Source organism: Streptomyces sp. NPDC056600 (genome assembly GCF_042792855.1).
Taxonomy (GTDB): Bacteria; Actinomycetota; Actinomycetes; order Streptomycetales; family Streptomycetaceae; genus Streptomyces.
Genome location: NZ_JBHTVQ010000002.1, coordinates 210,804 through 224,839, shown reverse-complemented (window position 1 = coordinate 224,839; position 14,036 = coordinate 210,804). Strand labels below are relative to the sequence as shown.

The following is a 14,036-nucleotide window of genomic DNA, read 5'->3' as shown; positions in this document are numbered from 1 at the left end:
CGCACCGGTCCGGCCGACCGGGCGGGAAGCGCCCTCGGGGGAGACGGAAGGGTCGGTGATCGCGGAGACCGGCATGTCGGTGATGTCTTCCACGCGGCGGGTGGCCTATTGCTTCTCCACGTGACATTCCACCCGTCCGACCCCCTGCCACCCGTGCCGCCCGCGCCGTCCCTGCCACCCGCTCCACCCCTGCCCCTCGCGCCGCGCCGCGCCGCGCTGGGGCGGCTGCTGCTGCGGGCGAGCCATCCGGAGCCCGCCTTCGCCGTGACGGCGTTCGTCACCGCGCTGGCGGTGACGGCCGGCCGCGGGACGGCGGGTTCGGCGGCGGTGGCCGCGGCCGTGTTCGCCGGCCAGTTGTCCGTGGGGTGGTGCAACGACGCGATCGACGCGGGACGCGACCGGGACTGCGGGCGCCGCGACAAACCGGTCGCGGCGGGGGAACTGTCGCCCCGGACGGCCGGCCTCGCCGCGGCGGCCGCCCTCGCGCTGTGCGTACCGCTCTCCCTGCTCGGCCACATCGCCGCCGGCGCGGTCCACCTCCTGGGCGTCGCCTCCGGCTGGGCGTACAACCTGGTGCTGAAGCGCACGGTCCTCTCGCCGGTGCCCTACGCCGTGTCCTTCGGGTCGCTGCCGGCCTTCGTGACCCTGGGCATGCCGGACGGCGCCCGGCCCGCCTGGTGGGCGACGGCCGCGGCGGCGCTCCTGGGCGTGGGGGCGCACGTGGCCAACGTCCTGCCCGACATCGAGGACGACCTCGTCGCGGGGGTGCGCGGGCTGCCGCAGCGGCTGGGCCGCCCGGTCTGCCGGTGGCTGGCCCCCACCCTGATGCTGACCGCCGTGGGGGTGCTGACCGCGGGGCCCGCCGGCCGGCCCGGGCCCTGGGCGTGGGCGCTGGGCGCGACGGCCGCGATCGCCGCCTTCGCCGGCATGGCGGCGCCGGCGGGCACCGGCAGCAGACGGCCGTTCCGCGCGGCGATGGCCGTGGCCGCCGTCGCCGTCCTGCAACTCCTGCTCCAAGGGTCGGACATGACGTGACACCCCACCCGCCCCGAGGACGGTACGGCGGCCCCGCGTCAGTGAAACGTCAAGGCCGGGGCCGGTCTCGTATGGGATGTGTCAAAAACAGCGACCGACGACGGATCCGGGGGTTTGCTGTTCGTCGTCGGGATCGGTGTCTGCCGCACCGCGGCCCGGGAGCGACGATACGAAGGAGACCCCCACCGATGACCCGGGTACTGGTGGTCGAGGACGACCCGCAGCTCGTGCGGGCCCTGGTGATCAACCTGCGGGCCCGCCGGTACGAGGCCGACGCGGCGCCGGACGGCGTCACCGGGCTGCGCCTGGCAGCCGCCCACCGGCCCGACGTGGTGATCCTGGACCTCGGGCTCCCGGACATGGACGGGGCGACGGTCATCGAGGCGCTGCGCGGCTGGACCCGGCTGCCCATCCTGGTCCTGTCGGCGCGGGACGCGTCGGCGGAGAAGGTCGCCGCGCTGGACGCCGGGGCGGACGACTACATCACCAAGCCGTTCAGCATGGACGAACTCCTCGCCCGGCTGCGCGCCGCGGTCCGCCGCAAGGAGGTCGCGCCGCCGGAGTCCGGGACCGCCGTGGTGGAGACCGACGCCTTCAGCGTCGACCTGATGGCCAAGAAGGCCGCCAAGGGAGGCCAGGACGTCCGCCTGACCCCCACCGAATGGCACCTGCTGGAGATCCTGGTCACCCACCCGGGCCGGCTCGTCGGCCAGCAGCAGCTGCTGCGCGAGGTGTGGGGCGCGTACTCCAGCAGGAAGACGAACTACCTGCGGGTCTACATGGCGCAGCTGCGCCGCAAGCTGGAGGCGGACCCCTCCCGCCCCCGGCACCTGATCACCGAGCCCGGCATGGGCTACCGCTTCGAGCCGTGAGGGACCCGGGCCCCACGGACGAGTGAAGGACGGAACGCGATGGCACGCGGCAAGCTGCGGATCTACCTCGGCGCCGCGCCGGGTGTCGGCAAGACCTACGCGATGCTCTCGGAGGCGCACCGGCGCGTCGAACGCGGCGCGGACTGCGTGGTGGCCCTGGTCGAGCACCACGACCGGCCCCGCACCGAGGTGATGCTGCACGGTCTCGAACGGGTTCCGCGCAGGACCGTCGTCCACCGGGGCGCCGAGTTCACCGAGATGGACCTGGACGCCGTGCTCGCCCGGCGGCCCCGGACCGCCCTGGTCGACGAGCTGGCCCACACCAACGTGCCGGGATCGCGCAACGACAAGCGCTGGCAGGACGTCGAGGAACTGCTCGCGGCCGGCATCGACGTCGTCTCCACGGTCAACATCCAGCACCTGGAGTCGCTGGGCGACGTGGTGGAGTCGATCACCGGCGTCCGGCAGCAGGAGACCGTCCCCGACGAGGTGGTCCGCCGGGCCGACCAGATCGAACTGGTGGACATGTCCCCGCAGGCGCTGCGGCGCCGCCTGGCGCACGGCAACGTCTACCGGCCGGACAAGGTCGACGCGGCCCTGGCCCACTGGTTCCGCCCCGGCAACCTCACCGCCCTGCGGCAGCTGGCGCTGCTGTGGGTGGCGGACCGGGTCGACGAGTACCTCAACGCCTACCGCAGCGAGCACGAGGTCTCGGCCATCTGGGGCTCGCGCGAGCGGATCGTCGTCGGGCTCACCGGCGGACCCGAGGGAGCCACCCTGATACGGCGCGCGGTCCGTCTCGCGGAGAAGGGCGCCGGCGGCCAGGTGCTGGCCGTGCACGTGCTGCGCGGCGACGGCCTGACGTCCGTCTCGCCGAAGGAACTGGCGGTGCAGCGCAAGCTCGTCGAGGACCTCGGCGGCACCTTCCACCAAGTGGTGGGCGACGACGTGCCCGCCGCGCTGCTCGCGTTCGCCCGCGGGGCGAACGCCACGCAGATCCTCCTCGGCGTCTCCCGCCGCAGGAGCTGGCAGTACGTGCTGGGCCCCGGCGTGGGAGCCACCGTGGCCCGCGAGTCGGGACCCGACCTGGACGTGCACCTGATCACCCACGACGAGGCGGGCAAGGGCCGCGGCCTGCCCGCGGCCCGCGGCGCCCGGCTGGGCCGCACCCGCATCCTCCTGGGCTGGCTCGCCGGCGTCGGCGGCCCTCTGCTGCTGACGCTGCTGCTGGCCGGGATCGACGTGTCGCTGGGCCTGGCCAACGACATGCTGCTCTACCTCACCCTGACGGTGGCGGCCGCGCTGCTCGGCGGCCTGCTGCCCGCCCTGGCCTCCGCGGTCGTCGGATCACTGCTGATCAACTGGTTCTTCACCCCGCCGGTCAGCCGCCTGACCATCGCCGACCCCACCAACATCCTGGCCCTGGCGGTCTTCGTGGTGGTGGCCGTCTCGGTGGCGTCCGTGGTCGACCTCGCGGCCCGGCGGGCCCACCAGGCGGCCCGGCTGCGGGCCGAGGCGGAGATCCTCTCCCACCTGGCCGGCGGCGTCCTGCGCGGGGAGACCGGCCTCCAAGGCCTGCTGGAGCGGGTCCGGGAGACCTTCGGGATGCGTTCGGCGGCCATCCTGGAACGCGAGGACGGGACCGCGCCGTGGATCCCGGCCGGCAGCGTGGGGCCCGACGCGCCCGCCGAGCCGGAGGACGCGGACGTCGACGTGCCGGCCGGCGACCGGATGGCCCTGGTGCTGACCGGGCGGGTGCTGCCCGCCGAGGACCGCAGGGTGCTGGCCGCGTTCGCGGCCCAGGCGGCCGTCGTCCTGGACCGCCGCCGGCTGCGCGAGGAGGCGGACCGGGCCAAGGTCCTGGCCGAGGGCGACCGGATCCGCACCGCCCTGCTGGCCGCGGTCAGCCACGACCTGCGCACCCCGATCGCGGGCGTCAAGGCGGCGGTGACCTCGCTGCGCTCGCCGGACGTCGTCTGGTCCGAGGAGGACCGGGCGGAACTGCTCGCGGGCATCGAGAGCGGCGCCGACCGCCTCGACCAGCTCATCGGCAACCTGCTGGACATGTCCCGCCTGCGGACCGGCACCGTGACGCCGCTGATCCGCGCCGTCGACCTCGACGAGGTGGTGCCGATGGCGCTGGAAGGCGTGCCGCGGGCCGAGGTGGACCTGGAGATCCCCGAGTCGCTGCCCATGGTGTCCGTCGACAAGGGCCTGCTGGAGCGGGTGGTCGCCAACGTCGTGGAGAACGCGGTGAAGTACGGCCCGCCCGGCGTCCCCGTGCTGGTCTCCGCGGGCGTGATCGGCGACCGGGTGGAGGTCCGCGTCGTCGACCGCGGCCCCGGAGTCCCCGACGAGGACAAGGAACGCGTCTTCGCGCCGTTCCAGCGCCACGGCGACGCGCCGCGCGGCAACGGCGTCGGCCTGGGGCTGGCCGTCGCGCGCGGCTTCGCCGAGGCCATGGGCGGCTCCCTGCGGGCCGAGGACACCCCCGGCGGCGGGCTCACCATGGTCCTCGACCTGCCGCGGGCCGCCGCCCCGGACCCGGCCGCCGCCCCGGACCCGGCCGCCGCCCCGGACCCGGCCGGCCCCCGGTAGGGGCCCGGCGCCCGGCTCGATCGACGGCCCGGCGTCAGGGAGCTGTCAAGGATCGTGCGGCGGCCGTCAGGGGCCCGTCAACGCCCGGCCCACCACGGCTCGCCAGGGGTTTCGCTGAGGAGGTCCACTCCACCGCACCTCATTCCAGGAGCTCACGACGGCCGATGTGGCCTTCGTCGTCACCACGATCGCGGCGTTCACGCTGGTGGTCCTCGTCGCCAAGGGGGTGACGAAGCTGTGACCGCCGAGAACGTCGTCTGCCTGGCCGTGGCCGTCGCCCTGCTGGGCCTTCTCGTCCTGGCCCTCCTCCTCCCGGAGAGGTTCTGACAGCCGCCATGAGTCCCCTTCTCTCCGCAGCGCTCCAACTGCTCGCCCTGGCCGGCGCGCTGGCGCTCGCCTACGTTCCGCTCGGCAACCACATGGCCCGGGTCTACTCCTCGACGCGGCACCTCCGGGTCGAGAGGTGGATCTACCGGGGCATCGGCGCCGACCCGGCGGCCGGGATGACCTGGCCCGCCTATCTGCGCGGCGTCCTCGCCTTCTCCGTGGCCGGGGTCTTCCTGCTCTACCTCCTTCAGCGGCTCCAGGGTCTCCTGCCGGGTTCGCCGGCGGTCCGCAGATCGGCTCCGTGCTGACCACCGCCTTCTCCCTCACCGACCCGGGCGACGCGTTCGGATGCGCCACCGCCGCCGTGCTCGACAGCGCGGGCGACGACGGCGCGCCGCGTCGCGGGGGCCGGCTCACCTGCCGGGCGGCCGACGCCGTCGGGAGGGGAAGGCGAGGTCCGACCGGGTGAGCGCCAGTGCTCCCCGGTGCGGAATACTCCTCGGATGGGTTCACGCACGTCACGGGGCGGCCGGCCGGTCACGATCCGGAGGGCTGTCGCGGGGGACGCCAGACGGCTCACGCGGCTCGTGCGGGGATCGGGCGCGTACGAGGGGCGGTACGCGGCCGCGGTCGCGGGATACCGGGTCGGTCCTGACTACATCGAGGCCCACCGCGTGTTCGTCGCCGTCGGAGGCGACGAGGACGGCGGCAGGGTCCTCGGGTTCTACTCGCTGGTCCTCGCTCCACCGGAACTCGATCTGCTGTTCGTCGCCGACGAGGCGCAAGGACGGGGCATCGGAAGCCTGCTCGTCGCGCACATGGAGGCGGAGGCCCGTGCCGCCGGGCTGGACCGGGTCGAGGTGGTGTCCCATCCTCCCGCCGAGGACTTCTACCGCCTCGTCGGCGCGGTGCGGACCGGGACGGCGCCGGCGAACCCGCCCGCCGTGCCGTGGGACCGTCCCGTCCTGGAGTTCCGCATCCCCCCGGAATGACGCGACGCCGGAAGAATTTCCTCGACGAAAATGTCGCCCGCACTGTCGGATCCGGCGGAGGCCCTTCGTCGTTCTCTTGAGACGTTCGGAAGGAGAACGGTCATGAAGTACGTGTTGTTCGTCGCCACCGACCCCGCGGGGGAACCGACCGACGAGAGCCCGGAGGCATGGGTCGAGAAGTGGAACGGCCGCGGCGTCCGGACGGAGGGAATGCCACTCAGGCCCGTCGACGAGACCAGGACGGTCCGCGTCCGCGGCGACCGCGTACTGGTCACCGACGGCCCGTTCGCCGAGACGAACGAGTGGATCGCCGGATACGACCTCATCGAGGCCGCCGACCTCGACGAGGCGATCGAGGTCGCCGCCTCGCACCCGATGGCGACCGGCGGACGCATCGAGATCCGGCCGGTCGCACCGCTCGACCTCGGCCCGGGCACCGGGAACGTCCCGCACGAGGGGGACGCGCCCGCCGCGCGTTTCCTCGGGATCCTCCGGACCGACCCCGCCGCGCCGCCCTTCACCCCCGACCCGGCCGCCGTGGCCCACTGGGTCCTCGACGGCATCGCCTCCGGCCGCTACCTCGGCGGCGAGCACCTGCGTCCCGTCCACGACGCCACCCTCGTGCGCCGCCGGGCGGGAGAAGTGCTGGTCACCGACGGGGCGTACGCGGACGTGCCGGAGTGGGTGTCAGGCATCGTGTTCATCGACGGCGAGTGGGAGGAGGCGGTCGACTACCTGGCCCGATGCCCCATGGCACGGTCGGGGACCGCGGAGCTGCGTGAGTTCTGGACGGACCTCACGTGACCACCGGTCCGTCGGAGGTCCGGGCGGCGCTGGCCGAGGCGTACCGCGGCGAGTGGGGCGTCGTCTTCGGCACGATCGTGCGCCTGACCGGCGACTGGGAACTGGCCGAGGACTGCGCCCAGGAGGCGTTCGCCCGCGCCCTGCCCGCCTGGGAGCGGGAAGGGGTGCCACGGAAACCGGGAGCGTGGCTGGTGACCGCGGCCCGGAACCGCGCCCTCGACGTGCTGCGCCGGCGGACGACAGAACACGGAAAGCTCGCCGAGGCCGCCGCGGTGGAGGCGGCCCGCGAACCGGGACCGCCCGGGGACGAGAGGCTGCGGCTGGTGTTCACCTGCTGCCACCCGGCGCTGCCCGTCGAAGGCCGGGTGGCGCTGACCCTGCGGGCGGTCGGAGGCCTCACCACACGCGAGATCGCCCGCGCCTTCCTGGTCGGCGAGGACACCGTCTCGCAGCGGATCCTGCGGGCGAAGCGCAAGATCGCGGCCGCGGGGATCCCCTACCGGGTGCCGCCGCCCGGGGCACGTGCGGAGCGGCTGGGCGGGGTGCTCGCCGTCATCTACCTCGTGTTCACCGAGGGGTACGCGCCCAGCGACGGCAACACCACCCGCGACGCCCTCGCCGAGGAGGCGATCCGGCTCGCCCGCCTCGTCGCCGCCGAGGCACCCGGGGAACCGGAGGCGCGGGGCCTGCTCGCGCTGCTCCTGCTCCAGCACTCCCGGCGCGCCGCCCGGCTCGACGAGGACGGCGGCCTGGTCACGCTGGAGCACCAGGACCGGACACTGTGGGACCAGGCGCTCGTGGCCGAGGGCGTGGCCCTCGCCGGCGAGGCGCTGCCTGCGGGTGGCGCCTACGCGCTCCAGGCGGCGATCGCCGCGCAGCACGCCCTCGCCCCGGTCGCCGCCGCCACCGACTGGGGGAGGATCGTCGATCTGTACGACCGCCTCTCGGCCCTGAGCCCCAATCCGGTGGTCGCGCTCAACCGCGCGGTCGCCGTCGGCATGCGCGACGGTCCGCAGGCCCAGCTGGACGCCGTCGACGCCCTGGGAACGCCCAAGGAGCTGGCCGGCAACCACGCCCTGCCGGCCGTCCGCGCCGACGCGCTGCGCCGCCTCGGCCGCACCCGCGACGCGGCGCGGATGTACCGGGCGGCGGAGAATGCCGCTCCGAACACGGCGATCGCCCGCGAATACGCCTGTCGCGCAGCCGAGTTGGACAGGGAAGAGTGACGACGCCCCGGTGGGGCCCCCGGGAATCCGGGGGCCCCACCGGAGTGGTCCGTCGCGGACCCGTCAGGTGCGGGTCCAGCGCTGGTTGCCACCGCCCGAGCAGGAGTAGAGCTGGATCAGGGTGCCGTTGCCGGTTCCGGCGCCGACGGCGTCGAGGCAGAGACCGGACTGGACGCCGACGATCGATCCGTCGGAGTTCAGGCGCCACTTCTGGTTGTCCCCGCCCCAGCAGGAGTAGATCTGGACCTTGGCCCCGTTGCCGGTGCCTCCGGCGTCCAGGCACTTGTTGCCGTAGACCCTGAGCTCACCGGCCGCGGTGAACGACCACTGCTGGTTGGTGCCGTTGTTGCAGTCCCACAGCTGGACCTGGGTCCCGTCCGTGGTGCTCGCGTTGGGCACGTCGACGCAGCGTCCCGAGGCCACGCCCTTGATCTGACCGGCGCCCGAGGGCTGCGTCGGCGTCGGCGTGGGGCCGGGGTTGGAGGTGCCGCCGTTCAGCGCGTTGAGGACGGCGGTGTAGGCGGCCTTCTTGCTGCCGTCGTTGTTGAACAGCAGCGGGGTGTCGCCGGAGCGCCAGGAGTCGCTGTCGCGCACGCCCCAGACGGTGATGCCCAGGCAGCGCGAGACGGCCAGGCAGTCGTTGACCACGGCGGCGTAGGTCGTGGACGAGGCGCCCTGGATGTCGAGTTCGGTGATCGCCACGTCGACGCCGAGGGCCGCGAAGTTCTGCAGCGTGGTGCGGAAGTTGCTGTTGTAGGGGCTGCCGCTGTTGAAGTGCGACTGGAAGCCCACGCAGTCGATCGGCACGCCGCGCGACTTGAAGTCCTTGACCATGTTGTACATGGCCTGCGTCTTGGCCCAGGTCCAGTTCTCGACGTTGTAGTCGTTGTAGCAGAGCTTGGCGGCCGGGTCGGCGGCCCGCGCGGTGCGGAAGGCCACCTCGATCCAGTCGTTGCCCGTGCGCTGCAGGTTGGAGTCGCGCCGCGCTCCCGAACTACCGTCCTGGAAGGCCTCGTTCACGACGTCCCACTGGGCGATCTTGCCCTTGTAGTGGCCCATCACGCCGTTGATGTGGTCGATCATCGCCTGGCGCAGCGTGCTGCCGCTGAGGTTCTGCATCCAGCTCGGCTGCTGGGAGTGCCAGGCCAGGGTGTGACCGCGCACCTGCTTGCCGTTCTGCGTCGCCCAGTTGAAGACGCGGTCGGCGGAGGTGAAGTTGAACTGACCGCGCTGCGGCTCGGTCGCGTCGATCTTCATCTCGTTCTCGGCCGTCACCGAGTTGAACTCACGGTTGGCGATCGTGGTGTACGTCGAGTCGCTCAGCCGGCCCGAGGCGATCGCGGTGCCGAAGTACCGGCCGCTCTGCTTGGCCGCGGCGCCGAGCGTGCTCTCGGCGGCGCGAGCCTCGGGCGGCCCGATCAGGGCGAGGGACGCGCCGAGGACGCCGACGAGCAGCGCCAGTAACAGGCTGCGCATCCTCCGGCGGACGAAGGGTTGGGGAAGGGCGTAGGAGCCCATGGCTGTACCTCCAGGGGGGTGGACATCTGGGGAGGTGTTGCGGTGAGAGGGGGCGCGCCGTCCGGCGGGGGCCGGCCGTGCCGAGCTCTCCGGATCAGTAGCCGTAGATCATCTTGTAGGCGACCTCGGGGAGGAACTGGCCGGCCGAGGAGCCGGCTCCGACGCCGCAGTTGCCGTCGGACTCGCCCGGCGTCTTGATCCACAGCAGCATCTCGGCACCGCCGCCGAGGCGGGTGGGCGTGCCGATCCGGCGGCCGGACGGGTTGCACCACTGGCCGTTGGAGCCGTTGCCGTTGCGGCTGGTGTCCACCACGAACGGCTTGGTGTAGCCGTAGCGGGAGCTCAGCGCGCTGTTGACCGCGTTGGCGTAGGCCGTGTTCTGCGCCGTGGTGAAGTAGTTGGAGACGTTCAGCGAGAAGCCGTGGGCCTGCCGGAGACCGGCCTCGTGGAGACGGCGGGCCATCGTCGCCGCATCGGTCCAGCCCGGGTTGCCCGCGTCGAGGTAGGCCCAGGTGTTGGGGGCCTGGCGGCTGAACTCGGAGAGGGCGCCGGTGAGCATGGCCTCACGCTCGTCGATCTGGGCCTGCGTCATGCACCCGTAGTCCCCGAGGGAGTCCGGCTCCAGGATGACCACGGCGGGGCGACTGCCGATGCCCCCGGCGAACTGGGCTATCCAGCTCGCGTAGGCGGAGGGCGAGGAGGCCCCGCCCGCGGAGTGTCCGCCGCAGTAGTCACGGTTGTAGATGTTGTAGGCGACGAGCACGGGCAGCTTGTCCCGGCTGTCCGCGGCGCCCGCGAACGCTCCCGTGGCCGTGCCGATGGTGCCGCTCCAGGAGCCGAACCAACGGGCCATGGGAGTGTTGGCTATCGAGGAGTTGATCGCGGCCGCCCGGCCGTCGCCGGCATTCGCGGCGGTCCACCGCTTGGCGCTGGAGTCGGGGTCCACGTAGAACCCGCTGGTCAGGGTCGTCGGATCGGCCGCGTGGGCGGACGGAGCGGCGGCGAGCGCGAGCGGCAGGGCGGAGAGCGCTGCCAGCAGGGTGCGGAATCTGCGGCGCATGTGTGTACCTCGATTTCCTGGCAGTGACGCGCCGCCGGCCTCGTCCCGAGCGTGCGACGCGCTGAAGGAAGTGCGGTGGTGCGGCGTCCCCGTTCGGTGCCGGTCCTCCGTGGGGGCGACACAGGCAGGAGTCGAACACGACCTCGGGGGAGCGCTCCCAAACTGGAAGCGCTTCCAGCCCTGAGGTTCAGGGGGATGCCATCGGTAAGGTTGTGGCGTTCCGCTTGTGCTGTCAAGGCTCAGGGACGGAGCGGCACTCTTACCGCCGGTAAGGCGCCGGATCTGTCTGGAAGCGCTCCCAGTTCTGTCCTGGGAACTCCCTCACGGGCCGTCATGACGCCGTCGTCCCGGCCGCCCCGGCCCCTGTCGGGGGAGGTGACGCCATGGGCGAGGATGGACGCCGTCCGGTCGACAGGAGAGGAACGCGTTCCATGGCACAGGATGCGCCGCGCCGGCAGCCGACGCTCGACGAGGTGGCCGAACTGGCAGGCGTGTCCCGCTCGGTGGCCTCACGCGCACTCAACAACGCCCCGCACGTCAGCCGGGTCAAGCGCGAGGCGGTCGCGCGGGCCGTGCGCCGCCTCGGGTACGTGCCCAACTCGACCGCACGGGCGCTGGCCACCCGGCAGACGGGTGCGGCCGCCCTGGTCGTCTCCGGGGAGGACCCGTCGATCTTCGCCGACCCGTTCTTCGCCCAGGTGATCGTCGGGGCGTCGGCAGCCCTGGAGGAGGCCGACCTGCACCTGATGCTCTGTCTGGCCGCCTCCGACCGGGGCCGCAGGAGGGTGGAGGAACTCCTCCGCTCCAACGGCGCGGACGGCGTGATGCTGATGGCGCTCCGCGAGGACGATCCGCTCGCCCGGATGGCCGAAAGGGCGACGATGCCCGTCGTGTTCGGCGGACGGCCGGTCGGCTCGGTACCGCGCTGGTACGTGGACGTCGACAACGCGGGAGGCGCGCGGGAGGCGACCGAGTACCTGATTTCGCTCGGCCGGAGGCGGGTGGCCGCGCTCTGCGGGCGGCTGGACACCGAAGCCGGACGCACCCGCTACCGCGGGTACCGGGACGCGATGCTGGCCGCCGGCCTCGACCCGTTCCCACCCCGGGCGGGGGACTTCACCGAGAACAGCGGCGCCGCCGCCATGACCGCGCTGCTCGCGGACCGCCCGGACGTCGACGCGGTGTTCGCCGCCAACGACAACATGGGCGTGGGCGCGCTGCGCGCGTTGCGCGAGGCGGGCCGAAGGGTCCCGGACGACGTCGCCGTGGTGGGCTTCGACGACCTGGCGGTCGCGCAGGTCTCGGATCCGCCGCTCACCACCGTGCACCAGCCCATACAGGCCCTCGGGCGGGAGACGGCGCGGATGCTCGCCGCCCTCGTCAACGGGCAGGACCCGTCCGCGCTGATCCTGCCGACCCGGTTGGTCATCCGCGCCAGCGCCTGACGGCGGCGCGGGAGCGCGGTGGCCACGGCTGGGGCCCGCAGACCTGCGCGTTCGGTGTTAGCGATAACAACTCAGCAGGAAAGATCCGTTTGTTGCCCCGTACGCCGAGGCGCGTCGCTCGACTGAGGGAGAGTCGAGTCGACAGGCCGCCGTGGACGGAGAACCCGGCCGGGGCCGAACCGTCACCTGCGAAGCGGTCCGTCCCGCAGCCGCCGTGACGCCCTGTCGGAGCGACAATGTGCTGGTCAGCGGGGTCATCCAACGCGCCGGAGGTGTGTGCTGGGGCAGGGTCCGCAGGGCTTCGTCCGCCAGGAAGGCTCTGCCGCCTTTCCTGGCCCGGTGAGGATTTCCGGTGCACGAGCCTGGCCTCCCGGTGGTGTTAGCGGTAACAATCAACCGCGTCACGGCCCATCCGTTTCACCTTGCTCGACGGCACTCGACCCCCTTCCCGGGGGTGGGGCACGGTGTGCTTCGAGTTCGACGGTCCGTCAACGCAGAGCATCACACCGACAGTCCGGACGGTCCTCACGGGTCGGGCCGGAATCCCCCCTTTGCCCAAGACGAGGAAGTCTCATGCGCAGAGAGAATCTCCACCGCAGGCGCCTGTCCGCGGTGTTCTCCGCCGCGGTCGCGGTGCTGGCCGCGCTGGCGGCGATGCTGGTGGCCCAGCCGGCCCAGGCCGCCTCCAGTGGCGCCCTGCGTCACGCACCGTCCAACCGGTGTCTGGACCTGCCGAGCTCCAACACCGCCAACGGCACGTACCTGCACCTCTGGGACTGCAACGGGCAGTCCAACCAGCTGTGGACGCTGACCGACAGCAACCAGCTGACCGTGATGGGCAGGTGCCTGGACGTTCCGGGCAGCTCCACCACGGCCGGCGTCCAGCTGCAGATCTACGCCTGCAGCGGCGGGGCGAACCAGCAGTGGCGGGTGAACTCCGACGGCTCGATCGTCGGCGTGCAGTCCGGCCTGTGCCTGGACGCGAAGGACAACGGGACGGCCAACGGCACGAGGATCCAGCTGTGGACGTGCACCGGCCAGAACAACCAGAAGTGGAGCGGCCTGACCGCCGGCGGCGGTTCCACCCCGACGACGCCCCCGCCCACCGGCGGCTCGTGCTCGCTTCCGTCGTCGTACCGGTGGTCCTCGACGGGCGCGCTGGCGCAGCCGAAGAACGGGTGGGTCTCGCTGAAGGACTTCACCGCGGTGAAGCACAACGGCAAGTTCCTGGTCTACGGCTCGTACTCGACGGGCTCCTCCTACGGCTCGATGGCCTTCAGCCCGTTCACCAACCCGTCCGACATGGCGTCGGCCGGCCAGAACGGGATGAGCCAGGCGGCCGTGGCGCCGACGCTCTTCTACTTCGCGCCGAAGAACATCTGGATGCTGGCCTACCAGTGGGGCTCCGCGGCCTTCATGTACCGCACGTCCAGCGACCCCACCAACGTCAACGGCTGGTCCTCGCCGCAGGCGCTGTTCACCGGCAGCATCTCGGGCTCCGACACCGGTCCGATCGACCAGACGCTGATCGCCGACGGGCAGAACATGTACCTGTTCTTCGCCGGTGACAACGGCAAGATCTACCGGGCGAGCATGCCGATCGGGAACTTCCCGGGCAACTTCGGCTCCTCGTACACCACGGTCATGAGCGACACGAAGGCCAACCTGTTCGAGGCCGTCCAGGTCTACAAGGTGCAGGGCCAGAACCAGTACCTGATGATCGTCGAGGCGATGGGCGCCAACGGCCGCTACTTCCGCTCCTTCACGTCCTCCAGCCTGAGCGGGTCGTGGACCCCGCAGGCGGCCAGTGAGAGCAACCCGTTCGCGGGCAAGGCCAACAGCGGCGCCACCTGGACCAACGACATCAGCCACGGCGACCTGGTCCGCAACAACCCCGACCAGACCATGACCATCGACCCCTGCAACCTGCAGCTCCTCTACCAGGGCAAGGCCCCGAACTCGGGAGGCGACTACAACGCCCTCCCGTACCGGCCGGGCATCCTCACCCTGCAGCGCTGACGCACCTCACACGAGGAACCCCGGCCGCACCTCGGCCGGGGTTCCTCCCCTGCGTGCGGCGAGTCGGTCCCGGGAGGGCGGGGCAGGCTCGCGGCTGTTCCAACCGGCCGGTAAGTTGCGGGAGTTACCGAAGCAGCCGT

At 72.4% G+C, this 14,036-nt stretch carries 11 protein-coding genes and 1 pseudogene; 10 read left to right on the top strand and 2 right to left on the bottom strand.

The annotated features are described in order from the left end of the window. Positions 1-120: 120 nt before the first annotated feature. The 8 genes and pseudogenes from ACFRAV_RS02205 (at position 121) to ACFRAV_RS02170 (ending at position 7,854) form a co-directional block, all read left to right on the top strand. Positions 121-1,035, top strand: coding sequence for a UbiA family prenyltransferase (locus ACFRAV_RS02205; protein ID WP_382550604.1), 915 nt, complete (start codon positions 121-123; stop codon positions 1,033-1,035). A 188-nt stretch (positions 1,036-1,223) separates the two neighbouring features. Next, positions 1,224-1,907, top strand: coding sequence for a response regulator (locus ACFRAV_RS02200; protein ID WP_382550602.1), 684 nt, complete (start codon positions 1,224-1,226; stop codon positions 1,905-1,907). A gap of 39 nt (positions 1,908-1,946) precedes the next feature. Continuing rightward, complete coding sequence (locus tag ACFRAV_RS02195) at positions 1,947-4,505, top strand: ATP-binding protein (protein WP_382550600.1); 2,559 nt, start codon at positions 1,947-1,949, stop codon at positions 4,503-4,505. Between the two features lie 237 nt (positions 4,506-4,742). Then, positions 4,743-4,832, top strand: a complete 90-nt coding sequence (locus ACFRAV_RS02190; protein WP_382550598.1) for a K(+)-transporting ATPase subunit F — start codon at positions 4,743-4,745, stop codon at positions 4,830-4,832. 8 nt (positions 4,833-4,840) lie between these two features. Next, positions 4,841-5,110: pseudogene (locus tag ACFRAV_RS02185) on the top strand (potassium-transporting ATPase subunit KdpA); the annotation flags it as partial. Positions 5,111-5,335: 225 nt separating this feature from the next. Then, complete coding sequence (locus ACFRAV_RS02180; RefSeq protein ID WP_382550596.1) at positions 5,336-5,824, top strand: GNAT family N-acetyltransferase; 489 nt, start codon at positions 5,336-5,338, stop codon at positions 5,822-5,824. 102 nt (positions 5,825-5,926) lie between these two features. Next, positions 5,927-6,628, top strand: coding sequence for a YciI family protein (locus ACFRAV_RS02175; RefSeq protein WP_382550593.1), 702 nt, complete (start codon positions 5,927-5,929; stop codon positions 6,626-6,628). After that, positions 6,625-7,854 (top strand): RNA polymerase sigma factor, encoded by a 1,230-nt coding sequence (locus ACFRAV_RS02170; protein ID WP_382550591.1) that lies wholly within the window; start codon positions 6,625-6,627, stop codon positions 7,852-7,854. Before ACFRAV_RS02175 ends, ACFRAV_RS02170 begins: the two co-directional genes overlap by 4 nt. A 63-nt stretch (positions 7,855-7,917) precedes the next feature. Here ACFRAV_RS02170 and ACFRAV_RS02165 read toward each other — a convergent pair whose 3' ends face one another. Further along, positions 7,918-9,372: an endo-1,4-beta-xylanase gene (locus ACFRAV_RS02165; protein ID WP_382550589.1), complete on the bottom strand. Its 1,455-nt coding sequence runs from the start codon at positions 9,370-9,372 to the stop codon at positions 7,918-7,920. Positions 9,373-9,466: 94 nt separating this feature from the next. After that, positions 9,467-10,432 (bottom strand): glycoside hydrolase family 6 protein, encoded by a 966-nt coding sequence (locus ACFRAV_RS02160; RefSeq protein ID WP_382550587.1) that lies wholly within the window; start codon positions 10,430-10,432, stop codon positions 9,467-9,469. Positions 10,433-10,863: 431 nt separating this feature from the next. On the opposite strand from ACFRAV_RS02160, the gene ACFRAV_RS02155 reads away from it, so the two are divergent. Beyond that, entirely contained in the window at positions 10,864-11,877 is a 1,014-nt protein-coding gene (locus ACFRAV_RS02155; protein ID WP_382550585.1) for a LacI family DNA-binding transcriptional regulator, read from the top strand. A 573-nt stretch (positions 11,878-12,450) separates the two neighbouring features. Next, positions 12,451-13,896, top strand: a complete 1,446-nt coding sequence (locus tag ACFRAV_RS02150) for a non-reducing end alpha-L-arabinofuranosidase family hydrolase (RefSeq protein WP_382550583.1) — start codon at positions 12,451-12,453, stop codon at positions 13,894-13,896. The last annotated feature ends 140 nt before the right edge of the window (positions 13,897-14,036 follow it).

Bases quoted from the DNA above. Each gene is read 5' to 3' on its own strand.
- ACFRAV_RS02150 (WP_382550583.1), top strand. From the start codon at position 12,451: ATGCGCAGAGAGAATCTCCACCGCAGGCGCCTGTCCGCGGTGTTCTCC.
- ACFRAV_RS02180 (WP_382550596.1), top strand. From the start codon at position 5,336: ATGGGTTCACGCACGTCACGGGGCGGCCGGCCGGTCACGATCCGGAGG.
- ACFRAV_RS02175 (WP_382550593.1), top strand. From the start codon at position 5,927: ATGAAGTACGTGTTGTTCGTCGCCACCGACCCCGCGGGGGAACCGACC.
- ACFRAV_RS02160 (WP_382550587.1), bottom strand. From the start codon at position 10,432: ATGCGCCGCAGATTCCGCACCCTGCTGGCAGCGCTCTCCGCCCTGCCG.
- ACFRAV_RS02155 (WP_382550585.1), top strand. From the start codon at position 10,864: ATGGCACAGGATGCGCCGCGCCGGCAGCCGACGCTCGACGAGGTGGCC.
- ACFRAV_RS02200 (WP_382550602.1), top strand. From the start codon at position 1,224: ATGACCCGGGTACTGGTGGTCGAGGACGACCCGCAGCTCGTGCGGGCC.
- ACFRAV_RS02195 (WP_382550600.1), top strand. From the start codon at position 1,947: ATGGCACGCGGCAAGCTGCGGATCTACCTCGGCGCCGCGCCGGGTGTC.
- ACFRAV_RS02165 (WP_382550589.1), bottom strand. From the start codon at position 9,372: ATGGGCTCCTACGCCCTTCCCCAACCCTTCGTCCGCCGGAGGATGCGC.